General features: G+C 64.1%; 26 protein-coding genes. 15 read left to right on the top strand and 11 right to left on the bottom strand.

Features of this window, described 5'->3' with window-relative positions:
* Positions 1-6: 6 nt before the first annotated feature.
* The 3 genes from pqqC to pqqA all read right to left on the bottom strand — a co-directional run bounded on the left by pqqC (position 7) and on the right by pqqA (position 1,946).
* Positions 7-696, bottom strand: coding sequence for a pyrroloquinoline-quinone synthase PqqC (pqqC, locus tag ACFPOU_RS15530; protein ID WP_379723017.1), 690 nt, complete (start codon positions 694-696; stop codon positions 7-9).
* On the bottom strand, positions 693-1,643 hold the full coding sequence (gene pqqB, locus ACFPOU_RS15525) for a pyrroloquinoline quinone biosynthesis protein PqqB (protein ID WP_379723014.1): 951 nt from the start codon (positions 1,641-1,643) through the stop codon (positions 693-695). Before pqqB ends, pqqC begins: the two co-directional genes overlap by 4 nt.
* Positions 1,644-1,871: 228 nt before the next feature.
* Positions 1,872-1,946, bottom strand: coding sequence for a pyrroloquinoline quinone precursor peptide PqqA (pqqA, locus tag ACFPOU_RS15520; protein ID WP_379723309.1), 75 nt, complete (start codon positions 1,944-1,946; stop codon positions 1,872-1,874).
* A 332-nt stretch (positions 1,947-2,278) separates the two neighbouring features.
* On the opposite strand from pqqA, the gene ACFPOU_RS15515 reads away from it, so the two are divergent.
* Entirely contained in the window at positions 2,279-3,145 is an 867-nt protein-coding gene (locus tag ACFPOU_RS15515; RefSeq protein WP_379723011.1) for an MFS transporter, read from the top strand.
* Here the strand turns inward: ACFPOU_RS15515 and ACFPOU_RS15510 are convergent.
* Entirely contained in the window at positions 3,087-4,787 is a 1,701-nt protein-coding gene (locus ACFPOU_RS15510; protein ID WP_379723008.1) for an MFS transporter, read from the bottom strand. The genes ACFPOU_RS15515 and ACFPOU_RS15510 overlap by 59 nt on opposite strands.
* A 294-nt stretch (positions 4,788-5,081) precedes the next feature.
* Between ACFPOU_RS15510 and ACFPOU_RS15505 the strand changes: the two genes are divergently transcribed.
* The 4 genes from ACFPOU_RS15505 to ACFPOU_RS15490 are packed head-to-tail and all read left to right on the top strand — an operon-like array spanning position 5,082 to position 8,339.
* Positions 5,082-6,260 (top strand): acetyl-CoA C-acyltransferase, encoded by a 1,179-nt coding sequence (locus ACFPOU_RS15505; RefSeq protein ID WP_379723005.1) that lies wholly within the window; start codon positions 5,082-5,084, stop codon positions 6,258-6,260.
* Positions 6,261-6,317: 57 nt separating this feature from the next.
* A complete protein-coding gene (locus ACFPOU_RS15500; RefSeq protein ID WP_379723002.1) occupies positions 6,318-6,620 on the top strand; it encodes a Dabb family protein in 303 nt (100 codons plus the stop codon).
* Between the two features lie 29 nt (positions 6,621-6,649).
* Complete coding sequence (locus ACFPOU_RS15495; protein WP_379722999.1) at positions 6,650-7,432, top strand: SDR family oxidoreductase; 783 nt, start codon at positions 6,650-6,652, stop codon at positions 7,430-7,432.
* A 10-nt stretch (positions 7,433-7,442) separates the two neighbouring features.
* Positions 7,443-8,339: an SDR family oxidoreductase gene (locus ACFPOU_RS15490; protein WP_379722996.1), complete on the top strand. Its 897-nt coding sequence runs from the start codon at positions 7,443-7,445 to the stop codon at positions 8,337-8,339.
* Positions 8,340-8,419: 80 nt separating this feature from the next.
* On the opposite strand, the gene ACFPOU_RS15485 is transcribed toward ACFPOU_RS15490, so the two are convergent.
* From ACFPOU_RS15485 to ygfZ, 4 genes are all read right to left on the bottom strand, one after another.
* Positions 8,420-8,563 (bottom strand): hypothetical protein, encoded by a 144-nt coding sequence (locus tag ACFPOU_RS15485; protein ID WP_379722993.1) that lies wholly within the window; start codon positions 8,561-8,563, stop codon positions 8,420-8,422.
* A 108-nt stretch (positions 8,564-8,671) separates the two neighbouring features.
* A complete protein-coding gene (locus tag ACFPOU_RS15480; RefSeq protein WP_379722990.1) occupies positions 8,672-9,415 on the bottom strand; it encodes an NRDE family protein in 744 nt (247 codons plus the stop codon).
* Complete coding sequence (locus ACFPOU_RS15475; protein ID WP_379722987.1) at positions 9,406-9,690, bottom strand: DUF4936 family protein; 285 nt, start codon at positions 9,688-9,690, stop codon at positions 9,406-9,408. Before ACFPOU_RS15475 ends, ACFPOU_RS15480 begins: the two co-directional genes overlap by 10 nt.
* Position 9,691: 1 nt before the next feature.
* Positions 9,692-10,753 carry a CAF17-like 4Fe-4S cluster assembly/insertion protein YgfZ gene (gene ygfZ / locus ACFPOU_RS15470; RefSeq protein WP_379722984.1) on the bottom strand — a complete coding sequence of 354 codons (1,062 nt, stop codon included), beginning with the start codon at positions 10,751-10,753 and terminating at the stop codon, positions 9,692-9,694.
* A 111-nt stretch (positions 10,754-10,864) separates the two neighbouring features.
* On the opposite strand from ygfZ, the gene mltG reads away from it, so the two are divergent.
* The 10 genes from mltG to lpxO all read left to right on the top strand — a co-directional run bounded on the left by mltG (position 10,865) and on the right by lpxO (position 18,673).
* The gene (mltG, locus tag ACFPOU_RS15465; protein WP_379722981.1) at positions 10,865-11,866 is read left to right on the top strand and encodes an endolytic transglycosylase MltG; all 1,002 of its coding nucleotides are present in this window, start codon (positions 10,865-10,867) and stop codon (positions 11,864-11,866) included.
* The gene (gene tmk, locus ACFPOU_RS15460; RefSeq protein ID WP_379722977.1) at positions 11,863-12,477 is read left to right on the top strand and encodes a dTMP kinase; all 615 of its coding nucleotides are present in this window, start codon (positions 11,863-11,865) and stop codon (positions 12,475-12,477) included. Before mltG ends, tmk begins: the two co-directional genes overlap by 4 nt.
* Positions 12,474-13,499, top strand: coding sequence for a DNA polymerase III subunit delta' (locus tag ACFPOU_RS15455; protein ID WP_379722974.1), 1,026 nt, complete (start codon positions 12,474-12,476; stop codon positions 13,497-13,499). Before tmk ends, ACFPOU_RS15455 begins: the two co-directional genes overlap by 4 nt.
* A 27-nt stretch (positions 13,500-13,526) precedes the next feature.
* Complete coding sequence (locus tag ACFPOU_RS15450; protein WP_379722971.1) at positions 13,527-13,904, top strand: PilZ domain-containing protein; 378 nt, start codon at positions 13,527-13,529, stop codon at positions 13,902-13,904.
* A 31-nt stretch (positions 13,905-13,935) separates the two neighbouring features.
* Entirely contained in the window at positions 13,936-14,454 is a 519-nt protein-coding gene (locus tag ACFPOU_RS15445; protein WP_379722968.1) for a GNAT family N-acetyltransferase, read from the top strand.
* A 27-nt stretch (positions 14,455-14,481) separates the two neighbouring features.
* Positions 14,482-15,264, top strand: a complete 783-nt coding sequence (locus ACFPOU_RS15440; protein WP_379722965.1) for a TatD family hydrolase — start codon at positions 14,482-14,484, stop codon at positions 15,262-15,264.
* 1 nt (position 15,265) lies between these two features.
* Positions 15,266-15,943 carry an ankyrin repeat domain-containing protein gene (locus ACFPOU_RS15435; protein ID WP_379722962.1) on the top strand — a complete coding sequence of 226 codons (678 nt, stop codon included), beginning with the start codon at positions 15,266-15,268 and terminating at the stop codon, positions 15,941-15,943.
* A gap of 171 nt (positions 15,944-16,114) precedes the next feature.
* Complete coding sequence (locus ACFPOU_RS15430; protein ID WP_379722959.1) at positions 16,115-17,047, top strand: methyltransferase domain-containing protein; 933 nt, start codon at positions 16,115-16,117, stop codon at positions 17,045-17,047.
* Between the two features lie 272 nt (positions 17,048-17,319).
* Entirely contained in the window at positions 17,320-17,544 is a 225-nt protein-coding gene (locus ACFPOU_RS15425) for a DUF6139 family protein (protein WP_379722956.1), read from the top strand.
* Positions 17,545-17,773: 229 nt separating this feature from the next.
* Complete coding sequence (lpxO, locus tag ACFPOU_RS15420) at positions 17,774-18,673, top strand: lipid A hydroxylase LpxO (RefSeq protein ID WP_379723306.1); 900 nt, start codon at positions 17,774-17,776, stop codon at positions 18,671-18,673.
* A gap of 17 nt (positions 18,674-18,690) precedes the next feature.
* Here the strand turns inward: lpxO and ACFPOU_RS15415 are convergent, their stop codons facing one another.
* From ACFPOU_RS15415 to ACFPOU_RS15405, 3 genes are all read right to left on the bottom strand, one after another.
* Positions 18,691-19,128: a universal stress protein gene (locus ACFPOU_RS15415; RefSeq protein ID WP_379722953.1), complete on the bottom strand. Its 438-nt coding sequence runs from the start codon at positions 19,126-19,128 to the stop codon at positions 18,691-18,693.
* Positions 19,129-19,292: 164 nt separating this feature from the next.
* A complete protein-coding gene (ppc, locus tag ACFPOU_RS15410; protein ID WP_379722950.1) occupies positions 19,293-22,040 on the bottom strand; it encodes a phosphoenolpyruvate carboxylase in 2,748 nt (915 codons plus the stop codon).
* Between the two features lie 3,093 nt (positions 22,041-25,133).
* Positions 25,134-26,702, bottom strand: a complete 1,569-nt coding sequence (locus ACFPOU_RS15405) for a class I adenylate-forming enzyme family protein (RefSeq protein WP_379722947.1) — start codon at positions 26,700-26,702, stop codon at positions 25,134-25,136.
* Positions 26,703-26,782: the final 80 nt, after the last annotated feature.

Genomic DNA, 26,782 nt, shown 5'->3' with positions numbered 1-26,782 from the left:
CCGTATTCAAGGATAGGCTCGGTCGATGGCGTCCAGCATCGCCCATAGTACATCGAGTTTGAATTGCAGGATGTCGAGCGCGCGCTCCTGCTGGGCACGCGTCGTGAAGTGATCGAGCGTCACCTGCAGGCCGTGTTCGACGTCGCGCTCGGCCAGCGAGATCCGGCTGCGGAAGTACTGCAAGCCCTCCGGGTCGATCCAGCCGTAATGGGCCGGCCAGTTGGCCAGGCGGTCCTTGTGGATCTGGGGCGCGAACATTTCTGTCAGCGAAGAGCAGACCGCTTCCTGCCAGGGCGCCCGGCGTGCGAAATTGACGTAGGCATCGACCGCGAAGCGCACGCCGGGCACGACCAGGCGCTGCGACCAGAGGGCGGCCGGGTCGATCCCGGCGGCGGCGCCCAGGCGCACCCAGGCTTCGATGCCGCCTTCATTGCCGTCCCAGCCGTCGTGGTCGAGGATGCGGCGCACCCATTTGCGGCGCGTTTCGCGGTCGGGGCAGTTGGCGATGATGGCGCCGTCTTTCTGCGGTATGTTGACCTGGTAATAGAAGCGGTTCGCGACCCAGCCGCGGACCTGCTCCGCGCTCAGCTGCCCGCTGTTCATCCTGACGTTGAACGGGTGATGGATGTGGTAGCCGGCGCCGCGCGCGCGCAGCTGGGCTTCGAACTCGGTGCGGCTCCAGGGTGGGGACGTCACAGGCGGATCTCCATGCCGTCGAAGGCGAGCTCGATGCCGTGACGGCGCAGGATGGCGCGCTGCTCGGAATCGTCGTCCAGGATCGGGTTGGTGTTGTTGATGTGGATGAGGATCTTGCGGCGCGGCTTGGCCGGCGCATCCGGGTGCGCATCGAGGCTGTCCAGGACGGCGATCATGCCGCCGGCGCCCGATTGCGGCAAATGGCCCATGTCGGCCGCGCGTTTGGTGGAGAGTTCCTGCTCGATCATTTCATCTTCGCTCCAGAAGGTGCCGTCGACGAGCAGGCAGTCGGCGCCGCGCATGGCCGCCTCCACATGGGGCTCGACCACGCCGAGCCCGGGTGCGTAGAATACCGACTTGCCGTGCTCCAGGTCTTCGATCAGGAGGCCGATGTTGTCGCCCACGCCGGGCCGTTCCCGGTGCGGCGAATAGGGCGGCGCCTTGCTCTCCAGCGACAGCGGCGTGAAACGGATACCGTTCAGGCCCGGCACGCTTACCGGCATCATGGCCGGGCCTTCCTGGGCCACTTCCAGCGCCCGCCAGCGCACGCCGCAGTAGTGCGACAGGACCGGCGCCAGCGGCAAGCTGGTGTTGAGGTCGTCCCAGACCGAAGCAGTGCAGTAGAGCGGCAGGGGTTTGCCTTCGCGCAGCATCAACAAGCCGGTGACATGGTCGATCTGGGCATCCATCAGCATGACGGCGACGATGCCGGAATCGCGCCGGGCTCGGGCAGGCTGCAAGACGGGCGTGGCGCGAATCTGCGCGAGGATGTCGGGCGAGGCATTGATCAGCACCCAGTGGAGGCCGTCGCTCGAGACTGCGATCGACGATTGGGTGCGTGCGCTGGCATTGATCGTTCCGGTGCGCAGACCCGCGCAATTGCGGCAGTTGCAATTCCACTGGGGGAAACCGCCGCCTGCGGCAGAGCCCAAGACGATGATCTTCATGTGTTGTCCGATTATTCGCGCACCGCGCGCCGGGGGCAGCTCGCCCTCGGACGCGGTGCAATGTTACATCGTCAATGCGATCGCACTGACAAGCGCATTGACAACCGCATCGATAACCTAACTCGGTAGAGAAGGAGTCGTTGCCGGCGCGCCCGGCAAGCCGGCGCACCAATGCTCCCGCCTGCCCTGCATCGCCATCCACTTCCTCCTTCCTGCCGAAAGGGGTGTTTAACGGTTGGCGATATACAGCGTGATTTCAAATCCAAAACGCATGTCGCTGAATGCCGGTTTGCTCCAAGTCATGATCGATCTCCTCAAGGGTAAGAATGTAATGGGCGGGCAAATTGCATGGACGGACCCGCTCGGGCGAATCCTGGTTCCCTGCACTGCAAGAGCATTAGCAATTTCTGTGCCGACAAGGCGAGCTGCTCCGATGGGCCGCCGGCCTCTGAGTCGGCTGGTATCCGGCGCCTCTGGAGGCTGCACGGGGGTGTTCAAGGACGGAACAGTGTGTCGAAAGTGAACAGTTCCGGTCGACAAGTCGAGTGGACCCGGGCCGGATGCGGAGCCGGCCATGCGGCCGGTTTTGCCGCCGTTCCAGGCCTCACAATGGATCGCCAGAATGGCAGCCGCGGATGGCGGTTCCGGACAGCGGCATTTGCATATTGCCGAGCCAGGGTGAGAATGCAGGCAAGCGCTCCACGTCGCCTGCAACCCGCAATGCCTTGCTGATTGCCAATGCCTGCCTGCTCGGCCTGCTGTCGACGACTGGCGCCTTGCCGCCTTATCCAATCTTGGCGCCATTGTTCGGCGGCAATCAGGTGAGCGCGCTGACCTCGTTCGGCGGGCTGGCGCCGACACTGCTGCTTGGCATCGCCTTGATGGTCAATCCACTCGGGCTATTCATCGGCAGCGCCGTGCTCGGCGCCGTGTCGGACCGCTTCGGGCGCCGCCGCATCCTGCTCGCGCCCCGCTACGAGGTGCGCCAGATCGCCTTCGTGAACACGGGAACGTGGGCGCTGATGAGCTTTGCAGCCCTGTTCGCGGGCCGGGCGGCGCTGGCCATCCTGCCCGTCGGCTTCGGCCCCCCGGACCTGGGCCTGGTCGCCATCGTCCTGTTCGGCTTGCCGCATGCCTTCTATAACGCCACCGTGCAGCGCTGGGCCGTGGCGCGGTTCGCCGGCTACGGCCAGGGCGCCGTGCCGGGCCTGCTGTCGACGACTTTCTTCCTGGGCTGGAAGATAAGAACCGGTCGCGGCAGGGAAGGCGTTCCTGCCGATGCGTCCGACGAGCGGGGACTGGATTGCCCGTCCCCGGGTGGCGCGCCACGCGGCCGCCTCGGCCTTGCTCCCGCTTGCCCTGCATCCACGCCAGCTTTCTCTTTTCTGGATAAAAAAATGCCGCTGGACTCAGCGGCATTTTCGTTTCCAGCAAGTCCGACGATCAGTCGTTTGCGTAGATGTGGTTGTCCTTGGTCTCGCGCACGAACAAGCCACCGATGACGACGGTAATGAGCGCGATGATGATCGGATACCAGAGGCCGTAGTAGATGTTGCCGTTGGCGGCCACCAGGGCGAAGGAGATCGTTGGCAGCAGGCCGCCGAACCAGCCGTTACCGATGTGGTAAGGCAGGGACATCGCGCTGTAGCGGATACGGGTCGGGAACATCTCGACCAGCATGGCCGCGATCGGACCGTAGACCATGGTCACGTAGACCACCAGGATGAACAGCAGCAAGACCAGCATTGGCTTGTTGATGCGGGCCGGGTCGGCTTTCTCCGGATAACCCGCCGTCTTCAGGGTGGAGACGACTTCGGTCTTGAGCGCCGCTTCTTTCGCCTTGCTGTCCGCATCGAAGTTCAGGTTGTCAGGCGTCATGACCGCGTTGAACGACTGGATGACCTGGCCGCCCACCTTGATCTGGGCTACCGAGCCGGCCGGACCGTCGACGATGTCGTAGTTGACCGAGGCATTGGTCAGCATGCGCGCGGCGATGTCGCAGGACGACGGGAATTTGGCCGTGCCGGTCGGATCGACCTGGAAATGGCAGGTGGCCGGGTCGGCGACGACGGTGACCGGCGAGGTGGCGATGGCCTGGGCCAGCGCCGGGTTGCCGTAGTGGGTGATGGCCTTGAAGATCGGGAAATAAGTCGCCGCGGCGATCAGGCAACCGCCGAGGATGATCCACTTGCGGCCGATCTTGTCCGACAGCGCGCCGAAGAACAGGAAGAAAGGCGTGGCCAGCAGCAGCGAGATGGCGATCAGGATGTTGGCGGTGGCGCCGTCGATCTTGAGCGTCTGGGTCAGGAAGAACAGGGCATAGAACTGGCCGGTGTACCAGACCACGGCCTGGCCCATCGTCAGGCCGACCAGGGCCAGGATGACGATCTTGGCATTCTTCCAGTTCATGAAGGCTTCGCGCAGCGGCGCCTTGGACGTCTTGCCTTCGGCTTTCATCTTGGCGAAGGCCGGCGATTCGTTCATCGACAGGCGAATCCAGACCGACACGCCCAGCAGCACCACCGACAGCAGGAACGGAATGCGCCAGCCCCAGGCGGTGAATTCGGCTTCGCCGACGATGGTGCGGGTGGCCAGGATGATCAGCAGCGACAGGAACAGGCCCATGGTCGCGGTGGTCTGGATCCAGGCGGTGAAGAAGCCGCGCTTGCCTTCCGGCGCATGCTCGGCCACATAGGTGGCCGCACCGCCGTATTCGCCGCCCAGCGCCAGGCCTTGCAGGATGCGCAGGGTGACGAGGATGATCGGCGCCGCGATGCCGATCGTGGCATAGCCCGGCAGCAGGCCGACGATGAAGGTCGAGGCGCCCATCAGGAGGATGGTGACCAGGAAGGTGTACTTGCGGCCGATCATGTCGCCGAGGCGGCCGAACACGAGCGCGCCGAACGGACGGACGATGAAGCCGGCCGCGAAGGTGAGCAGGGCGAAGATGAACGAGGTGGTGGGATCGCCAAGGAAGAACTGCTTGCCGATGATGGCGGCAAGCGAACCGTAGAGGTAGAAGTCATACCATTCGAAAACGGTGCCAAGCGAGGAAGCGAAGATGACCTTGCGCTCTTCCTTGGTCATCCCCTGGGAGGAAGGCACTGCCTTGCCGCCCGCGGTCATGCCGGGTGTAATAGCCATTTTTTTGTCTCCGTGTATTAATTTGATTTCATCGGATAGCCCTGAAGCCGCTCGCAGTGTGATCCGTTAAACTTACGTCATGCTTGCTTCAAACTTACTCGAAACTTACGGATATTTGATGTGCCCGCTTGTCGGAAAACGGGGCCGGCACCTTTTGCCTGGTTGGACCGTGCCGGCGCATGAAAAGATCCTGAACAGCGCCTTGCGCCAGGCCAGAAAATTTGCGAACGGTCGTACTTAAGCGTGCTATTCTCGTCGGGACCACCACCAACGACGTCCACCAAGGAGACCAGCATGCAAGACGCAGTGATCGTATCGACCGCCCGTACGGGCCTTGCCAAGTCGTGGAAGGGCGCCTTCAACATGACGCACGGCGCCACCCTCGGCGGCCACGCGCTGGCGGCCGCCATTGCGCGCGCCGGGATCGAGGCGGGCGAGGTCGAGGACGTGGTCATGGGCTGCGCCAATCCGGAAGGCGCGACGGGCGCCAACATCGCGCGCCAGATCGCCCTGCGCGCCGGCTGCCCGACCACGGTGCCGGGCATGACGGTCAACCGTTTCTGTTCCTCGGGACTGCAGACGATCGCGCTGGCCGCCCAGCGCATCGTCGCCGGCGAGTCCGAGATCCTGGCCGCCGGCGGCGTCGAGTCGATCTCCTGCGTGCAGCAGGAAATGAACACGCACATGCTGGCCGATCCCTGGCTGCGCGCGCACAAGCCGGAAATCTACTGGCCGATGTTGCAGACGGCCGAGACCGTCGCCAGGCGCTACGGCATTCCGAAGGAACGCCAGGACGCCTACGGCGTGCAGAGCCAGCAGCGCGCCGCCGCCGCCCAGGCCGCCGGCCGCTTTGACGCGGAAATCGCGCCGATGACAACCGTCATGGGCGTGGCCGACAAGGCCTCGGGGCGCCTGCTCACGCGCGAAGTGACCATTGCCGCCGACGAAGGCATCCGCGCCGACACCACCATCGAAGCAGTGTCGAAGATCCGCACCGCGCTGCCGGGCGGCGTGATCACCGCCGGCAACGCCAGCCAGTTCTCCGACGGCGCCTCGGTCTCGATCCTGATGAGCCGCTCGATGGCCGCTTCGAAGGGGCTGCAGCCGCTGGGCGTGTTCCGCGGTTTCGCCGTGGCCGGCTGCGAACCGGACGAAATGGGCATCGGCCCGGTGTTCGCGGTGCCCAAGCTGCTGCAGAAGGCAGGCTTGACGGTGGCCGACATCGACCTGTGGGAACTGAACGAAGCCTTCGCCGTGCAGGTGCTGTATTGCGCCGACAAGCTCGGCATCCCGATGGATCGCCTGAACGTGAATGGCGGCGCGATTGCCGTCGGCCACCCGTATGGCGTCTCCGGTGCGCGCCTGGTCGGGCACGCGCTGATCGAAGGCCGGCGCCGTGGCGCCAGGTTGGTCGTCGTGACCATGTGTATCGGCGGCGGGCAGGGCGCGGCCGGCCTGTTCGAAGTGCTGTAATCGCAGTCGTGTGATTCGCAAAACCATTTCTTTTAACTGTTGAAAGTCGATTTAGATATGATCAAGCACATCGTCATGTGGAAGCTCAAGGACGAGGCCGAAGGCAAGGACCGTCTCGCCAACGCCCGCGAAATGAAACGCCGGCTCGACGCCTGCGCCGGCATCGTGCCCGGCATGCTGGCATTCGAGGTCACGCTGGCCCAGCCGGGCCTGGAAGCGACCTACGACGTCGTCCTCTATTCGGAATTCGAGGACAAGGCCGCGCTCGATGCCTATGCCGTGCACCCGACGCACAAGGCGGTGGTGCCCTTCATCGGCGCCGTGCGCGAGGCGCGCCAGTGCATGGACTACGAAGTCTGATACCCCAACCACAACAATACGGAGACAGCATGCGCACAACCCAGGAACTTTTTTCGTTGCAAGGCAAGACCGCGCTGGTGACCGGCGGCTCGCGCGGCCTCGGGCTGCAGATGGCCGAGGCGCTGGGCGAGCAGGGCGCGCGCATCGTGATTTCGGCGCGCAAGCAGGATGAACTCGACGAAGCCGTCGCGCACCTGGGCGCGCGCGGCATCGACGCCTCGGCGATCGCGGTCGACCTGCAAGGCGAGGCCGCGGTCCAGTCTTTCGTCGAGGAAGCGCTGCGCCGCCTCGGCCGGATCGACATCCTCGTCAACAATGCCGGCGCCAGCTGGGGCGCCCCGGCCGAAGAGCACCCGCTGGAAGCCTGGGACAAGGTCATGAACCTGAACGTGCGCAGCATTTTCCTGGTCTCGCAAGCGGTCGGCAAGCTGTCGATGATTCCTCGCGGTTACGGCAAGATCATCAATATCTCCTCGATCGCGGGCCTGGCTGGCAATGCGCCGGGCACGATGAGCACGATCGCCTACAACACATCGAAAGGGGCGCTGGTCAATTTCACGCGCACCCTGGCCGGCGAGTGGGGCCGCCACGGCATCACCGTCAACTCGATTGCGCCGGGCTTTTTCCCGTCTAAAATGACCAAGGGCGTGCTGGCGTCGATCGGCGTCGACAAGCTCGCGCAAGGGGCGCCGCTGGGCCGCCTGGGCGACGACGAAGACCTCAAGGGCGCCGTGGTCCTGTTCGCCTCCGACGCGAGCAAGCACATCACGGGCCAGATCCTGGCCATCGACGGCGGCGTGTCCGCGGTGTGAGGAGGGTGGGATGAACAATTTCAAGGGCAGGGTCGCCGTCATCACCGGCGCCGGCAGCGGACTCGGGCGGGAATTCGCCGGCATCGCGGCCGGCCTCGGGATGAAGCTGGTGCTGGCCGATGTCCAGGCCGACGCGCTCGAGCGCGCCACCGACGAATTGCTGGGCCAGGGCGCCGAAGTGCTGGCCATGGTCTGCGACGTCAGCAAGGGCGCCCACGTGCAGGAGCTGGCCGACGCCGCGATTGCGCGTTTCCACGGCATCCACCTGGTATTCAACAACGCCGGCGTCGGTTCCGGCGGCCTGGTCTGGGAAAACACCGAGGCCGACTGGGAATGGGTGCTGGGCGTGAACCTGTGGGGAGTGATCCACGGCGTGCGCGTGTTCATGCACGCGATGCTCGAATGCGCGCGGCGCGATCCGGCGTACGAGGGCCATATCGTCAATACCGCCTCGATGGCGGGCTTGCTCAATGCCCCGGCGATGGGCGTGTACAACGTCTCCAAGCATGCCGTGGTGTCGCTCACGGAAACGCTCTACCACGACCTGCGGCTCGTCGACGCCCCGATCGGCACCTCGGTGCTGTGCCCGTATTTCGTGCCCACCGGGATCAGCCAGTCGCATCGCAACCGGCCGGAAGCGCTCAGGCCGGAATCGGGGCCGACCGCCAGCCAGCTGGCGTCCCAGGCCCTCACCACCAAGGCGGTCGAGTCGGGCAAGGTGTCGGCCGCCGACGTGGCGCGCCTCACGTTCGAGGCGATCCGCAACAAGCAGTTCTACATTTATTCGCACCCGCAGGCGCTGGGCGGCGTGCAGGAGCGGATGGACGCGATCGTGCAGGGCAGGAACCCGCCCGATCCGTATGCGGCGACGCCGCACGTGCGCGAGATGCTGCGCTCGCGCCTGTAGGCCGGTTGGGGCGGCGAACCGGACGCGGAGCCTGAGGGCTCCGCTTTTTTTTCGGCTCGGCCGGCGGCCCGCTTGCCGGTTCAGTTGCCGCCCGAGAGTTCGGCGGTCGTCGCCGTCGGGTGATTGTCGGGCAGCTCGTCGAGCGAGCCGGTGCGGGGTGGGGCCTGGCAGCCGAGCAGGATGGCGGCCAGCGATGCCGAGAACAGCAGTCGTGACATGCGCATGGTGGTCCTCCGCGCGTGGTTGGGGCGAACGATGACGCTAGCGCTGTGGCATGGGGCGGATTTGATCCCGCTCAAACGAAACCGGGGGCATGCACCGACAGCGTCCGCTCAGGGTTGGACGATTCGCTCGTGCAATTCCGCCGGCGCGTGCTCGTACAGCTTCACCACGGTCGAAGTGCGCGTCCCGTATCCCGGCGTCTCGATGCACACCGCCGACAGCACCCGCTCCAGGTCGAGCGACACGCCTGTCTCCGGCAAGCGCATGTCGGGGGCGCGGGTCGTGTCGGCCAGCATTTCGAAATAGGCATCCTCGGGCGCGCCCTGGCACAGCAGACTGGCGAACTGGGCCTTGGTACGCGTCACCTTCGGCCAGGGCGCGTCCAGCAGTCCGTTCGACACGCCATAGATGCGCCCGGCCTCCAGGGCCTGCCCGTTGCGCGGATCGTCGCCGGCCCGGTTCGAATACCAGTGCAGGCTCTCGCGGTCGCCCAGCACCAGGTTGAACCCGTTGTAGACGTCGCCGCGCTCGCCGATCAGCGCGAGGTAGTCGCTTGCGCTCAGCGCCCCCTTCAGGAAGTCGGCCACCAGCTCGCCGCGCGAGGGTGCGTTGGCCCGACCTTCGCCGGGGGCGCGGATGTTGGTCAGCGCGGCGAATCTCGGCCCGTTCGGCCCTTCGCGCGTGATGCCCATCCAGCTGCCGCCGTGCTCGAGGTCGCGGCCGGCGATCAGGTTGGGATGCTCGGGCCAGGGGGCGGCCGGCGCGGTCGGGCGGTCGTAGTACTCGTCGCGGTTGGCTACGGCGATGACGGGCACGCCGGGAATGACGCGCCAGGCAAAAACAATCAGGCACATGGTGGAAACTCCACGAACACTTCGACACGGCGCGGGCCTTCCACCAGGCCCTCGAATCCGGCGCTGCCCGCCGCCGCCGCCAGCGCGTCGGCGAAGCGCTCGGGGACAGCGGGATAGACTTCCATCCAGGTCTGCACGCCGTCGCCGCCGCCGGGACGGCGCAGGAGGCGCGCGGCGCCCGCCTCGATCACGCGCGACTGGAGCGCGCGGACCAGGGGCGCGAGACGTGCGGCGTTCTCGTCGCGCACCTTGTAATACACGTAGAGGTCGACCATGCTAGAGCTCGAGCGCGTCCAGGGGATAGGGCAGCGCCAGGAAACGCAGCGGCGCGCCGCTCGCCGACCCCAGGCGCACCTCTTCCTCGAGCGCGGCCAGCTTCATTTCGACCAGCATGTCGGCGCCGCCCAGGCCGTTGGGCGCGGCGTTCACCACCATGCCGCAGGGCTGCTCGGGATCGGCGGGCGAGTACACTTCGTCGCCGGCGCGCGCGGCCGCATCCCCGACCCTGGCCAGCGCCGTGCGGCGCTTGAGCTTGCCGAGATACTGGCTGCGGGCGACGATTTCCTGGCCCGGGTAGCAGCCCTTCTTGAAATTGACGCCGCCGAGCAATTCGAGGTTGATCATTTGCGGCACGAACTGTTCCTGGGTGGGCGCCGTCACCTGCGGCACGCCGGCGTGGATCGCCGCCAGTTGCCAGGCCGCGTTGCCGCCCGGCGCCAGGCCCTGCGCCAGCGCCGGCAACAAGGCGCGCGCGTCTTCCACCGCGCCGAGCCACAGGTAGCGCGGCGCGCCGAAGGCGTCCGACAGCCGGATCACCGTGCCGCGTTCGCCAGCAGTGGTCGCCATCGGGGCGGCCGGCAAGTCCAGTCCCTGGGCACGCAGGGCAGCTTCGCCGGCCGCGCCGCCGACGCCGATGACCGCCGCCACGGCGTCTTCCTCGCTCGCGTCGCGCAGCCTGGCCTTTGAACGCATCACGAACATCGACAGGCGCTTTTGCAGCGGCGCCTGGATCGCGCGCGGCAGTTGCAGCCAGACCGTGCCCGCCGCGTCGCGCCACATCAGGAACGTCGCCTGCAGGCGGCCCTTGGGCGTGCAGAAGCCGGCCAGGCGCGCCTCGCCCGCGCCGAGGTGCTCGACGTCGTTCGTCAACTGGCTGTGCAGGAAGCGGGCGGCGTCTTCGCCGGCGACGGCGATCAGGCCCAGGTCGGTGACCGGCGCGACGAAGCCGGCGGCCAGCTCGTCGACCGTCAATACGCGGCCGACCTCCCCGGCATGCGCGGCTTCATCGAGGGGGAAGCGGGCGTCCAGCGACGCCAGATAGTCTGTCCAGTTGCTCATAAATGCAATATGCTTTGCGGTTTAGGCTTTATCATTACGGCCTCATTATAGAGTTGTCGAGCAAATCGCGCCGGAGACGGCGAAACGCGGCTCCGTCAGACAGAAAACAGAATGGCATTCATAAAAAAAACACTCGTTACCGCCGTGCTCGTGTCCCTCGCGGCCGCCGGCGGCTTCACCTGGTGGTCGAAGCATGCGCTGGCCACCGGGCAAGCGCCTATCGAATTCACGATCACCCCGGGCAGCGGGGTCGGCGCCGCCGCCCAGCAGATGGTCAAGGCGGGCGTGCCCGTCAATCCGCTGCTGTTCCAGGTGCTGGCCCGGGTGACCGGCCAGAGCGCGCGCATCAAGGCCGGCAGCTACGAACTCGAACCGGGCACCACGCCGCGTGCCCTGCTGCGCCAGCTGGTGCGCGGCGAGTTCGCGCAGGAAGCCGTCACCATCATCGAAGGCTGGACCTTCCGCCAGATGCGCGAAGCGATCGCCGCGTCGAAGAGCCTGCGCCACGAGACGGCCAAGCTGAGCGATGCCGAACTGATGGCCAAGGTCTCGACCGAGTACAAGCAGCCCGAAGGCATGTTTTTCCCGGACACCTACCTGTTTGCCAAGGGCGCCAGCGACTTGCAGATCTATAAGCAGGCGCACCAGATGCTGCTGACCCGCCTGGATGCAGCCTGGGAAAAGCGCGCCGCCAACCTGCCGTACAAGTCGAAATACGAGGCGCTGATCATGGCCTCGATCGTCGAAAAGGAAACCGGCCAGAAGAGCGAACGGGCGATGATCGCCGGCGTGTTCGTCAATCGCCTGCGCACCGGCATGATGCTCCAGACCGACCCCAGCGTCATCTACGGCATGGGCGCGCGCTACGAGGGCAAGATCGCCAAGAAGGACTTGACGACCGACACCCCGTACAACACGTATACCCGCTACGGCCTGCCGCCGACCCCGATCGCGCTGCCGGGCGTGCAGTCGCTCAGCGCCGCGCTGGCCCCGGCCACGACCCCGGCCCTGTACTTCGTGTCGCGTAACGACGGCACCAGCCAGTTCTCGGACAACTTGAACGACCACAACCGTGCGGTGAACCAGTACCAGCGCGGTGCGAGCACGCCATGACGACGCGCGGGAAATTCATTTCCTTCGAAGGCATCGACGGCGCCGGCAAGTCGACCCATATCGGCTTCGTCAAGGATTTCCTCGAATCGCGTGCCAAGACCGTGGTTTCCTCGCGCGAACCGGGCGGCACGCCGCTGGGGGAAAAACTGCGCGACTTGCTACTGCACGAAAAGATGCACCTGGAAACGGAAGCCCTGCTGATGTTCGCCAGCCGCCGCGAGCACATGGCGCAAGTGATCGAACCGGCCCTGAACGCCGGCTCCTGGGTCTTGTCGGACCGCTTCACCGACGCCAGCTTCGCCTACCAGAGCGGCGGGCGCGGCATGGACCGCGGCAAGATGGAAGCCCTGGAAGCCTGGGTGCATCCGCACCTGCAACCCGACCTGACCCTGCTCTTCGATGTGCCGCTGGCGGTGGCGCGCGAACGCCTCGATGCCACGCGCACGCTCGACAAGTTCGAGCAGGAACAGGACGAATTCTTCGCCCGCTGCCGCGCCGAATACCTGCGCCGCGCCGCGCAGTTTCCGGCGCGCTTCGCCGTCATCGATTCGACCCGCAGCATCGATGAGACGCAAGCGAGGATCGGCGCGGTGCTGGAGACTTTGCTGTGAAGATCTATCCCTGGCAGGAAGCTGCCTGGACCCAGCTCCAGGCCATGCGCGCGCGCCTGCCGCACGCCATCCTGTTCCACGGCCCGGCCGGCATCGGCAAGGCCGACTTCATCGAGGCGTTCGCCCAGTCGCTGCTGTGCGAGAACGTGCAGGGCGGCGGCCAGGCCTGCGGCGCCTGCGCCTCCTGCGGCTGGTTCGTCCAGCACAACCATCCCGACTACCGCCGCGTGCGTCCCGAAGCGATGGAAGACGAGGCGGGCGCGGAAGGCGAGGAAAGCGGCGAGGGCGACCGGAAAGCGAAGCCGGCCAAGGCGCCCTCGAAAGACATCAAGATCGAACAGATCCGCAACCTGGCCGACTTCATGAACATGTCGACCCATCGCCGGGGTCTGCGCGTGGTGGCCCTGTATCCGGCCGAAGCGCTCAACATGCCGGCCTCGAACGCGCTGCTCAAAACGCTGGAAGAGCCGCCGCCGGGCACCGTTTTCCTGCTTGCCTCGAACGGGCTCGACCGGCTGCTGCCGACCATCCTGTCGCGTTGCCGCAAGTTCGCCTTGCCGATGCCCGAGCACGCGGCGGCGCTGGCCTGGCTCGAGGCCCAGGGCGTGCACGAGGCCGACGCCTGGTTGCGCGAGGAGGGCGGCGCGCCCCTTGCCGCGCTGGCGCGCTCCGCCGGCGGCAACCGCGAAGCGCTCGACATCCTGCTCGGCTTCCTGGCGCGGCCGGATGTGGAGGGCGCCCTGCGCCAGGCGGACAAGCTGAGCAAGACGCCGCTGGCGACGCTGGTATCCTGGCAGCAGCGCTGGCTGTACGACCTGCTGGCCTGCAAGCTGGCCGGCACCGGGCGCTATTACCCGCGCCACGAGAAGGAACTTGCAGCCTTGGCCGCCAACGTGCACACTGCGAATTTATTACGTGCAATCAAGTCCGCGAACGAGCGGCGGGCAGTGGCCGACCATCCGCTCTCGCCCAAGCTGTTCATCGAGGACATGCTGTTGGACTATGCGGCTTGCTGCGCCTGAGCCGCAGCGCGCTTGAAAGGCTTGAACATGACCGGCAATACCACCGATCCGAATGCCTCGCTCCTGCCGCGGCCGTCGGTCCTGTCGCTTGCGATCAAGGAAAAGGCGGCCTTGTACGCGGCCTACATGCCTTTCCTGAAGAACGGCGGCATGTTCGTGCCGACCAACAAGACCTACAAGATCGGCGACGAGGTCTATTTGATCCTGTCGCTGATGGAGGACCCGAACAAATACCCGATCGCCGGCAAGGTCGCCTGGCTCACGCCGGCGGGCGCCAACAACAGCAAGGCGCAAGGCATCGGCGTGCATTTTCCGGCCGACGAGACCGGCCAGCGGGCCAAGGCCCGCATCGAAGAAATCCTCGGCGCGGCGCTGCGTTCGTCGCGCGCCACCCATACCCTGTAACCTTTTTTCGTACTTTCCTTCCATTCGCTCCATGCCGTCCTACGTCCACCGTCTTGCCCGCCGCGACGACCTGCCCGTCATCGTCGACATCTACAACTCGACCGTCGCCTCGCGCGAAGTCACCGCCGACACCGAACCGGTGAGCGTCGCCTCGCGCGAGGCCTGGTTCGACGAGCACACGCCCGAGCGGCGCCCCTTGTGGACCATCCACGACGCGGCCGATACCGCGCAGGAGCCGGCCGTCATCGGCTGGATGTCGTATTCGAATTTCTATGGGCGTCCGGCCTATTCCGGGACGGCCGAGCTGTCGATCTATATTGCCGAAGCATGGCGCGGCAAGGGGCTGGGCAAGTATTGCCTGGAGCAGGCGATCGCGTTCGCGCCGCAGATCCAGGTGCATACCTTGCTCGGATTTATTTTCGGACACAACGTGCCGAGCCTGGCCCTGTTCCGGAAGTTCGGTTTCGATACCTGGGCCAATTTCCCGCGCGTGGCGAACCTCGACGGAATCGAGCGCGACCTGATCATCCTGGGCAAACGCGTCGCCTAGGTGTGTCGGCTCCCCGTACAATACGGCATGTACATCGATTCCCATTGCCACATCAATTTCCCGGAGCTGGCAAGCCGGATGCCCGAGGTCCTGGCCAAGATGGCCGAGAACCGCGTGACCCACGCGCTGTGCGTCTCGGTCGACTTGCCGGACTTCCCCGGGGTGCTCGCCCTGGCTGAGCAATATCCCCATGTCTACGCTTCGGTCGGCGTCCATCCCGACTACGAGGACACGCCGGAACCGACGGTCGCCCAGCTGGTCGAACTTGCGCGCCATCCGAAGGTCATCGCGATCGGCGAGACCGGGCTCGATTACTACCGCCTCGAAGGCGACCTCGAATGGCAGCGCGCGCGTTTTCGCACGCACATCCGGGCTTCGCGCGAGACGCGCAAGCCGCTGATCATCCATACCCGGTCCGCCAGCGCCGACACGATCCGGATCATGCAAGAAGAGGGCGCGGGCACCGGCGACGGCGGCGTGGCCGGCGTGATGCACTGTTTCACCGAGTCGCTCGAGGTGGCCGAGGCCGCGATCGCGATGGGTTTCTATATTTCGTTCTCGGGCATCGTCACGTTCAAGAGCGCGAAAGCGCTGCAGGACGTCGCGCGCGCGGTGCCGATCGAGCGCATCCTGGTCGAAACCGATTCGCCCTACCTGGCGCCGGTGCCTTACCGCGGCAGGATGAACGAGCCCGGCTATGTGGCCCACGTGGCCGAGTACATCGCCACGCTGAAATCGCTGCCGCTGCGCGAAGTGGCCGACCGCACGACCCGGAATTTCTTCGACCTGTTCCAGCATGCGAAAGCCTGACATGCATCGACCACGCCGACTCGCCCTGCGCGGCCTCGTCCTTGCACTCGGCCTGGCTGGCGGCGCCGCCGCCGCGGCGCCACAGCCGCCGAACGAAGGCGAGCTGACGCGTTTCTTCCGCGCGGTGCAGATGAACGATGCCCGGACCGTCCAGGCCATGCTGGGCACGGTCGTCAACGCCAACCAGCGCAATCCGATCGGCGGCGAGCCGGGACTGGTGCAAGCCCTGCGCGAGGAGGCGATGGACGTAGTCCGGGTGTTCCTGGCCCATCCGGGCACGGAGCTCGAAACCCGGGCGGCAAACGGCAATACGGCCCTGATGATGGCCGCCTTCAAGCGCAACCGCCGCGCCGTGGAGTCCCTGCTGGCCAAGGGCGCCGCCGTCAACCAGCCGGGCTGGACGGCATTGCACTATGCCGCGGCCAGTGGCGACGAAGACATCGTGCGCCTGCTGCTGGCGCGGGGGGCGCAGGTCGATGCCGTCTCGCCCCGGTCCAGCGGCGCCTATACGCCGATGATGATGGCCGCCAGGGAAGGGCACGACGGCACTGCGCTGATCCTGATCGCCCATGGCGCCGACCGCCTGCGCAAGAACAGCGAAGGCCTGACCGCGGTCGAGCTGGCCGAGCGCGCCGGCAAGCCGCGCGTGGCGCGCGCGCTCGAAGGCGGCGGGCGCTGAGCGCACCGGCAGGGCCGGCGCCGCACAGGCGCCGGTCCTGCCGGAGTCGCTCGAACTGGCGGGTATTCCCGCCTGTCCTCCTGCAATCGACCACCTTCCCCGCATCGCATACTCTCGGCACCGAAACCAACATTGCGACACAGCAACAGTGCCGCCTATCAAGGATCATCCATGCTGAACGAACGCGAAATCGAAAGCTGCTACCTCGGGCAATTCATCCCTGTCCACTATCATCACAACATGCTGATGGACCAGAACCGCATGAATGCCTTCCAGGCGGCGATCGCGCACGTGGTGCGTCCCGGCATGAAAGTGCTGGAACTCGGCGGCGGTACCGGGGTGCTGTCTTATTTCGCGGCCCAGCAGGCGGACAAGGTCTATTGCGTCGAGTTCAATCCCGATCTCGTGCGCGAGGCGCGGCGTTTCCTGGCGATGAACCCGAACGGCCACAAGGTCGACGTCATCCATGCCGACGCCTTCGACTATCTGCCGCCCGAGCCGGTCGACATCGTCATCTGCGAAATGATCCACGTTGCCATGCTGCGCGAAAAACAGGTGGCCGTGATCGAGGCGTTCAAGCAGCGCTACCTGGCGCGTTTCGGCGCTCCGCTGCCGATCTTCATGCCGGAAGCCGTCGTCATGGCCGTCCAGCCGCTCCAGCAGGAGTACAGCTTCCACGGCTTCCACGCTCCCATCGTCCAGTTCCAGGACACGAGCGTGGCCTATCCCGGCACGGTCGAACTGGCAGCGCCGGCCGTCTACAGCGTGCTCGACTTCGCCGAGCCGGGGGACGGCCTGATCGCCTGGAGCGGCAGTTTCACGGTCGCGCAGGATGGCCGGCTCAACGCGCTGCGTTTCGTCACCAAGAACGTGCTGTCGATCGTGGTGGAACGCGGCACCACGATCGACTGGCTGAACCACTACATGACGCTGCCGCTGGCCAGGCCGCTGGACGTGGTCGCCGGCGACGTCGTCCATGTCGCCTTCCAGTACCGCGCGGGCGCGTCGATCCCGAGCCTGCAGGCCGCGCTGCGCGCCACGCTCGCCCTCGACGAGGCTTGCACGGCGCAAGCGGCAAGCGCGCGCACGCTCGAACCGGCTTGAGCGTCCGCCCGGCTGGTCCTGTATCGGCTGGTCCTGCCGATCCTGTTGCCGCTACGCTTGCTGGGCATCGGCGTCGACGCCGTTCCGAGCCTTCCGCGCGCGGCCGTGATGCTGGCGGCGCGTGCTTGGCGGGCACATAAGGCGATGGGCGAAGTGCCCGGCAGAGTGTGGGGCAATTTGTGGGGCAATTAACAGACACCCCCATCGCCATCGCCTACTGTGGAGCGGTGCGCTTCCATCCGGAAGCGCGCTTTCACTGTAAGGAAACAATTATGCGCCTGGACATTTACCGCAGATCCGAAAGCGACGGCAAGTTCTCCTACTTGGCCGTGCCGGAATCCCGCAACATCCCCGAAGAAGCCACGAACACGGATTGGGAAGTGGAGGCCCGCGCCTTCGAGATCGACGACAATGCCGATCAGCTGCCTGACTTTCAGATCGATAACCTGAGTGGCCAGATCGCCGAAAAAGGCTATGCCATGACGGCGCTGCAGTGATGGCACTCCGGTAAATTCGCTGGACATCGCCGCCGCGGCGTCGATGCGGCGTCGATGCGGCCTCGGCCGCGGACGTTCGCGGTTGCGGACGCGCCGACCGGGCAAGCCAAGGCGCCCAAACGACAGCAATGCCGATTTCACCGGGCCGCCGACGGGCGCCTGGTGGATGTGCTATTCTTGCGCCCTGTTCAAGTTGACACTGGCCGCGCAGGCCGGATGCGGGGGCGCGATGAAGTGGGCGGTGGTCGGTTTTTATTTCCTCGCGGTGCTTCATATTCACTTTCGCGGCAAGGTCCGCCTGCCGTTTGCGCGCCAGTTGTTCGACCATTCGTCGTTCATGGCGCCGATCAATTTTTTCATGCACTTGTTCTCGCGTGTGCCCAGCACGCCCTACATTCCTGTCCGTGAATTTGCCGAACTCGCGCCGCTGCAGGCGAACTGGCAGCTGATTCGCGCCGAGGCGGAAAACCTGATCGCACTCAACAAGATCAAGGCGGCCGAGCAGAACGACGACGCCGGCTTCAATTCCTTCTTCAAGACCGGCTGGAAGCGTTTCTACCTGAAGTGGTACGACGCCAGCCATCCCTCGGCGGCGCGCCTGTGCCCGCGCACCCATGCGCTGCTGCAGTCGATTCCCACGGTGAAAGCGGCGATGTTCGCCGAACTGCCGCCTGGCGCCAAGCTCAATCCGCACCGCGATCCCTTCGCCGGCTCCATGCGCTACCACCTGGGCCTGGCCACGCCCAACGACGACCGCTGCTTCATCGAAGTCGACGGCGAGCGCCACAGCTGGCGCGACGGGCAGGGCGTCGTATTCGACGAAACCTATATCCACTGGGCGGTCAACGGCAGCGACAGCGACCGCATCATCCTGTTTTGCGACATCGAACGGCCGATGCGCTACCGCTGGATGTCCGCGATCAACCGCTGGCTTGGCCGCACCATGATGACGGCCGCCAGTTCGCCCAACGAAACGGGCGACCAGACCGGGCTGGTGAGCAAGCTGTTCCGGATCTCGCACTTCATGGGCCAGTACCGGCGCCGCTACAAGGCATGGAACGGCACCGCCTACAAGCTGACCAAGCTCGCGCTGATCGTGGCCCTGGCAGGCTTCATCTACTGGCTGTAAGCGGCGTCGGACTGCGTTCAGCGGTAGACGAGCACCGGAATCGAGCTGTGCAGCAGCACTTTCTGCGTCTCGCTGCCCAACAACATTCCACGCAGGCCGCGGCGGCCGTGCGAAGCCATGACGATGAGGTCGCAGCCGTGATCGCGCGCGGTGCGCAGGATGGCGTCGTGCGGATCGTCCGACCGGACCAGGTGCAGCGTGTACTCGACGCCGGCGGCGCGGGCCGCATCGGCGATGGCCGCCAGATAATGGTTCCCACGCGCTTCGCTGGCGGTGAGGTATTCGCCCTCGGTGCTCTCGAGCATCTCGGTGTTGGCCGTGAAGGCCTTGAAATCGGGCAGGGCGGTGAGGCCGACCACCTGGGCGCCGATTTCCTTGGCAAAACTGGCGCCCGCCAGCACGGCGCGCGCCGACAACTCCGACCCATCGGTCGGTAACAGAATGCGCTTGAACATGGTTGCTCCTTGAACCCGTCGCGCGACCAGCGTCGGCGCGTGATCATCCGCGTGCGGTCCACTTTAGTCTGCGATTTGGCGCAAGGTGTGCTTTGATCAATATCAAATGCGCGGCAGTCAGGGCGAACGCCCGTCCGTATTTGGACGGCATGTGTGTCTCCGTGCTATCCGCTATTGCGCAAGCCTGCAGCGACACCGTTGATCGACATGTGCAGGCCGCTGCGCGTCGACTCGTCGTTGGCGCCGTCGCGATAGCGCCGCAGCAGTTCGACCTGCAGGTGGTTGAGCGGATCGATGTAAGGCAAGCGGTTGCGCAGCGAACGCTGCATCGGTACATTGGCCCCCAGCAGTTCGTCCTGGCCGGTAATCTGCCTGAGCGCGGCGACCGTGCGCGCGTGCTCGGCACTGATGGCGCCGAAGATCCCGGTGCGCAGCGCCTCGTCGCTGACCAGTTCCGCGTAGCGGCTGGCGATCGCGATATCGCTCTTGGCCAGGACCATGTCCATATTGGACAGCAGGGTCGTGAAGAACGGCCACTCCCGGTACATCGTGCGCAGCAGCGCCAGCCGTTCGGCAGGCGCCTCTCGAACGAAACACTCGACCGCCGTGCCGAAGCCGTACCAGCCCGGCAGCATCAGCCGGCACTGTGCCCAGCTCAGCACCCACGGGATAGCGCGCAGGTCGTCGATCGACCTGGACTTCTTGCGCGAGGCGGGACGGCTGCCGATGTTCAGCGCGGCGATTTCGGAAATCACCGTCGACTCCCAGAAATACGTCTCGAATCCAGCCGTTTCATAGACCAGGGAGCGGTAGGCACGCAGCGCTTCGGCGGACAGCGATTCCATTGCGTCGACCTGGTCCGCGCATGGCTCCGGCACGTCGTGCGACAGCAGCGTGGCCTCCATCGTGGCAGCGACCAGCACTTCGAGGTTGCGGCGTCCGACTTCCGGGTTGGCATACTTGGCCGTGATGACTTCACCCTGTTCGGTCAGGCGGATGCGGCCCTGTACCGCACCGGCCGGCTGCGCCAGAATCGCCTCGTAGCTTGGGCCGCCGCCGCGTCCCACCGAGCCACCGCGCCCATGGAACAGTTGCAGCTTGACGCCGTGCCGTCCGAACACCTCGACCAGCTCGAGCTCGGCCTTGTGCAGTTCCCAGCCGGATGTCACATAGCCGCCATCCTTGTTGCTGTCGGAGTAACCGAGCATCACTTCCTGCACCATGCCGCGCGACTGCAGCAAGGCCAGGTAGGGTGGAAGGCCGAAGGCGCGCGACATGATGGCGGGGCCCGCGCGCAGGTCGTCGATGGTCTCGAACAGCGGAATGATGTTGAGGTCGGCCGCAACCGGCGCCGGACGCAACAGGCCGGATTCCTTCATCAGCAACGCCACTTCCAGCAGGTCGGACACGCTGGCCGCCTTCGAAATGATGTAATTCGAGACCGACTCGCGCCCATACCTTGCGTGCGCGCTTTTCACTTCGCGCAGGATGGCGAGTTCGGATTCAGTTTCCGCGCAGTAGTGTTCGAACATGGAGAGCAGCGGCCGCCGTCCCTTGAGCTCCTCCAGCAGCAGCGTGCTGCGCTGGTCTTCATCCATGCCCAGGTAATCGAGGCCGGGCCGGGCACGCGCCAGCAGCTCGGCCACCACGCGTTCATGGACGTCGGCGTTCTGGCGCAGGTCGACCGGCGCCAGGCTGAAGCCGAACAGCTTGACCGCACGACGAAGCTGGCGCAGGCGGCCGCGTGCCAGCTGCCTGGCGCCATGCGCCAGCAGCGACTGGTGGACCGCGTCCAGGTCGGCCAGCAGCTCGGCGGAACTTGCATAGGCGCCAGCGCCCGCCTGGAGCAGGTCGGAGCGCAGCCAGTCGCGGGTGGCTGCCAAGCGGCTGCGTATGCCGTACAGGGCGCGGCGGTAGGGCTCGTCCAGACGGTGCGCGGAATCGTCGGCCGCGCGCGCGGCAATCGCACGCAGTGCGTCCGAGCAGCCGCACAGGGATTGCGACAGGGATAACTGCGAAGCGAGCTTGCGCAGCTCGTCCAGGTAGAAATCGAGCACCTGGGCAGCCTGGGTCTTCAAGGTCGCGCGCAGGATGTCCGCCGTGACGAACGGGTTGCCGTCCCGGTCGCCGCCAATCCAGCTGCCCACTTTCATGAAGGGCGGCAGCTCGACGTCGGTCCAGGCGCTGTCTTTCTCGGCAAGTGCATCCTCGAGCGCGCCATAGAGGCGAGGCAGGCTGCTGAAAATCGTGCTGTCGAAGAACGACAGGCCGTTCTCGACCTCGTCCATGACGGACAGCTTTGCCGGGCGCAGCAGGCGGGTTTGCCACAAGGTGAAAATGCCGCGCCCGAGCGCTTCATCGTTGTCGCGTTCTTCCTCGGGCGACAGCTGCATGCGGTCACGGTCGCCGATCAGGCGCGCAATCGCCATCTGGCAGTTCAGGATGCTTTTGCGCTGCACTTCGGTCGGATGGGCCGTGAAGACAGGGCTGACGCAGGCATGCTCGAAGAAGGCCGGCAACTGCGCGCTGCGCCCTGCTTCGAACACGCAGTCGACCGCACGGGCGATGCTGCCCTTCTTGGGCGCCGAGCCGGCAGCGACGTGGGCGTGGGTGCGGCGGATATGGTGCTGGTCCTCGGCGATGTTCGCCAGCAGGGAGAAATAGCTGAACGCCCGGATCAGGTGCGTGGCCTCGTCCGAGGACATCCCATCGAGTTTGGCGTGCAGCTCGTCATGGGTCGCCTGGTCCTGGTCGCGCCGAAAACCGATCGACAGCTTGCGGATCGATTCGATACTTTCGAAGACCTGGTCGCCGTGCCGTGCGCGGATGGTATCTCCCAGCAGGCGGCCGAGCTGGCGGATGTCGCGTCCCAACAGCTCTTCCTTGAAATGGTGGGCTTCTTCATGAATCATTCGAGGTCTCCAATGTGTAAAGCCATGAGTCGGTCGAGGCGCGCCATGGCGCACGAGCCGCCGGCGCTGGTGGCGGGCCAGGCATGCTTCGATGCGGATCGAGCTGCCTGGAAGTGCGGACTATCCCGGTGCCGAGCCGCCGATGACCTGGCGCCCTCTGTTCGCCCAGGTACGGCGGTGAGCGGGCTGATGCATACCCAGCCGCCGTTCACCGGGCGGCCTCCGGTGCGCGGGGATTCGCCAGATAGGTACGGATCGCAGCGACAGGCGCCGCCTGGTCCTGGCAGGCCGGTACCCCGGTCAGATCCATGCGGCCGTGACCCGGACGCCAACACCAAGCGCGCATCGGCTGACCCAGCTTACAAACTTTTTGCCGCGCTAACAACCTTTTTGTGTAATTTAATTACATATTTTGGTTGGAATCACACTGCTGTATCAGCACGCCGCCCGGCATTAGGTAGGATAATTACCTAATTCAGTCGAATGAGCATCGTGTGCTGCCGTCTGGCCTGGTCGAGCGGCCAGATCCGTGCTCGAGGAAGAGGGCGGGGAACCGGATGAAGGAATGGTTGTCCGGCTGCCTGAGCCGCGAACCTGGCCCTCGCAGTCGGCGCACAGTAACGGCCTTTGTCAGGAACGTCTCGCGCTCAAAGTGAATAAAGATCGCGGCGTGCGAATCAACATGGCATTACGCCAACGGCAACCACGCACTATCTGCTGGTGCGCAGCGGCAGCATGTCGGGGCCGATCGAAGCATTGAGCCGGTTCTAAAACCCGCCGTGCGAACGCTCCCGTGTCTCCATCGAGCGTGCGGATCTGCAGACGAGTAGCGACGACAACTGGCGACTGGTGGCGACCTTGTGGAAATCCGCTCAGTCGACGTGCGTCGAGTCAATAGCCACACCAGCCGGACGTCGCCATCGCAGTCGACAAGGCCGAGGCCAAGGCCGGCTCGGCGGGTGAACAGCTTGTGCATGCCGAGACTCTGCAACTAGACCAACGTCTTCGCGCGCAGTGGCGCACCGGGCCAGAACGACGTGTCCCGACTTCGGGGAGCGCGAGCAACTACAGCCGCGATCCGGGAACCTGTAGGCACGGCTGATGCGTCGCCGATGCAAAGCCCGGAAGCGGTTGGGCGTAAATGCGTAAGACGGGAGCGAGCAGCGGCATCTCATAGTTTTGCTTCTGAAGACCTAATGGCTTTACTTCCGAGATCTGGTGCGCTGGAGAGGTGCGACGAGATTTAACGGGTACAGCGACCGCATCGAAAAGACGCATAATCTATATTATGTCAAATGCCACCCGTAGCCCGATCTCGGTTGCCGCCTCCCCGCGTCGTCAGTGTGCAGGAGTCGACCGACAGCATATCCCGCTGATAGCGACAGAATGCCGTGCGTTCTTGCGCACCTTGAAACGAACGCGACTTGCTCACACTATCCTGTTACGGTTCCAAGTGCGCCTTCAGAATATTCACACCGTTTTGTCGCTCCCCAAGCCCCGTTTTGGGCTCGCAGCGATCCATTTTCAACATGTTCACAGAATTCCGTCGTGCCTCTCTAAGTTCCCGAGGCTACAGACGGACAAGATACTCACATCATTTTGTCGCCAACAGAGCGATCACACTATCCTTCCAGTGCGGACGGCACATCGTCGCCGGCGGCAACGGGATTCTGAGGCCTGTACGGTGCTCGCCCGGCTTGCCTGCAAGTAAGGTCTTGAACGGAACAAAATCCTCTCGGTGCTACGGCAGCTTATTCCTTCCGCTACAGGAAACGGCCACAGGTGCTGCAGCGAGCTTTCGATCGCACACTGATGGCATGGACCGACATGCTTTCAATCGCGGGACGAATGATGTACGAGAGCCCAGCGGTAGTTCGAGGGCTGTAGAAGTCAAGCTTAGTGCCGTTACCCGCGTAAGAATCGTACGCAGGGCCTAATGAATTCGAATTATTAGCGTCTGGCGCCGATGCCAGTCTAAATGCGCTGCTGACCTTTGTGTTGTCGGATAAGCCAGTGAGCTTGCGCATGCGCTCAATGGCCGTTGTGCGGCTTGTGACGCGACTGCTATGGACAGGGAGGTTTCAAGGAGTGATACCAATATCGAATAAAACGAACTCGACATTAGCAAATATATTGTCGAGTTAAAGCAAGGGGCGCGAAGTAACCCGATGAATCGTCGACTTCTCACCTTTCACGCCCCGCATCGTCAGCTGTCAATCAAGCGGTTTCCGTGTTCCATCACAGGCGTTGAGGCATCGACCAGCTATCCAAAATTCCAAAGGAGGCGGAAAAGTTGACCTATTTATCCGTCGCTTCCGCTGACTCCTTTGCCCCCTGCCGTGTGCTGACGCTGCGCTGAGTGGATGGCTCTCGACGCGTCGTAGTTTTGGTTAGGCGCCTCTCCAACTCGTCCCCTAGCAGGTTTGCTCGTGCACTATCGGTAGCCGCTTGACGGATAGCTGCTTTTAGCTGCTTCCGCCCTGACCGTAACGCTGCCCTCTTACGGCCGCGCTCATTAGTCAGGGTCTTAACGGAATTCTGGAGGGCGCCGACCTGTTCCAAGAGCTGCCCGATTGTCGCCTGTGTTACGTTTTGCTCGATGCGTGCCCGCTCATTGGCCTCAGCATGTTCTGCCCGTTCCGCTTCGGCCTTCTCCTGAAGCTTCACCGCGGTTGTTCGCGCCCTGTCGATTTCGAGGACCGCGCGTCTGTCCATGTCGGCGAGCCGATCCTCAGCCAAACGAGTACGATCCGCCAACCTCCCCCGCTCGGCGGCGTGTTCGGCGCTCGATTGCTCCGTGCGCTCCTGCATGGCGTCATGCTCGTGGCGAGCATCTTCCAGCCGCTGCTCCTGTCCCTCTCTGCAACGCGTTCGCCCTGCGCACTCGCTCAGCCGGCCTTTGCGCTGTCGACTACGGCAGCGGCTTCTGCCTGGAGTGTAGCCAGGGTGTACAGGCTGGTTTATGCAACAAAGCATGGCCACCGGCTGCAAGAAGACCGACGACAATCCGAACAATTAAACTACCTGCTGAATTGTTGAGCAAGGCGCGCAGGTTGGCTATTGCCAAACCAGCGACGTATTGCGTGGGTGTTTTCACGCAGCTACATCGCGCGCCGCGGAGAATTGCTGTCGCAGCGCGCGATGCAGGATTTTTCCGGTAGCAGTACGCGGCATCTCTGCGTCAGTGATAAAGGAAACCGATCTCGGCGTCTTGTAGCCTGCAAGGCTGGTCCGGCACCATGCCTGCACTTCAGCCTCTGTCGCTTGCTGGCCGTCATGAAGAACGATTACGGCATGCACCCTTTCTCCCCATTTCTCATCTGGAAGACCGATGACCGCTACATCCTTTACTTTACTAAGACCGCCAATCACCGACTCCACTTCCGACGGATACACGTTTTCTCCGCCGCTGATAATCATGTTGTTCTTACGATCGACTAACCAGATATAGCCGTCTTCGTCCCGGCGTCCCATATCGCCGACGGAACACCATTCCCCTCGAAATGCTTGCGCCGTTTTCTCCGGATTCTTCCAGTATCCACTAAAGACGTAGGGAGTTCGCGAAAACAGTTCCCCCACCTGGCCATCCGGCACGTCCATGCCATTCTCATCAACTATCCGGATCAAGCCGCTTGCAACCCACTCCCTTCCGACAGACCCCAGTTTTTCCAGCTGTTCGTCCGGCCGCAATAGCGTGACCCATCCTGCTTCGGTTGACCCGTATAACTCGTAGAGCTTGCCATTGGAGAAATAGTCGAGAATTGCCCGTTTCGTTTCCTTGCGCACAGGTGCTGAAGAGACAAGAAGCTTGCCGACGTTGCTCATATCGTAACGGCTCTTGACCTCGACGGGGAGCGCAAGAACCATGATGTAATGGGTCGGTACAAGTGAAGTAAAGGTGACTTTTTCCTTCGCGAGAACCGCTAGCAACTCCTCAGGATCGAAGCTCTTCTTGTCGTCAATGATGCAGGTGCCACCGATATGAATGAACGTCATCGCAAAATAGATCGAATTGGCATGACACATCGGCATTACGAGCAAGGCCGTATCGTCCCGGGTAAAGCCCATCTCGAGTGCTGTTGCAAGGGCGATTAGCGCATTGCCGGTATGATTACGAATCACCCCTTTCGGCCGCCCGGTTGTACCTGATGTGTATAACAGGGCGCAGGTTTCTTCAGAATGCACTTCAGGAAGAGTGAATTCAGACGCTTGCGGGCGCATAAGGTTTTCATACCCAATCCAGCCACTGTCGGGTTCGGAGTCAAGTACCACATAATGCCTGTTGGATGCCGAAGCTTCCTTGCGAATGGAGCCCACGATGTCATTGAACTCCGGTCCCGATATCAGTGCATCCGCCTCGCAGTTATCCAGAATGTAAGAAATTTCAGGAGCAGTCAGGCGGAAATTGATCGGCACGGCGATCATGCCGGCGCGTGCGAGTGCCACATAAATTTCCATCCATTCGATGCGGTTGTAAGCCAAGATGCCAACCCGGTCGCCTTTTTGAAGGCCAATTCCCATCAATCCCTGTGCCAGGTTGGTGGCGCGTTCATGCCACTGCGCATACGTAAGGGTCCGCCGCGAATCCTTGGCGCCGAGTTTAGCTGGATAGAGAGATGCTTGCGTCGCAACCGCATCGGAGATGGTAAGCAGGTGATCCATAGGTCAGGTCTCCAGAATTTTTTTCAGGAAAAGTCATGTATGAAGCTGGTGAATTATAGAACACTGAATTCAGAATGCGG

The organism is Massilia jejuensis, from assembly GCF_042656795.1.
Classification (GTDB): Bacteria; Pseudomonadota; Gammaproteobacteria; order Burkholderiales; family Burkholderiaceae_D; genus Telluria; species Telluria jejuensis.
Note: the sequence above shows the minus strand (reverse complement) of the source record. Positions and strands in the feature narration are given on the sequence as shown.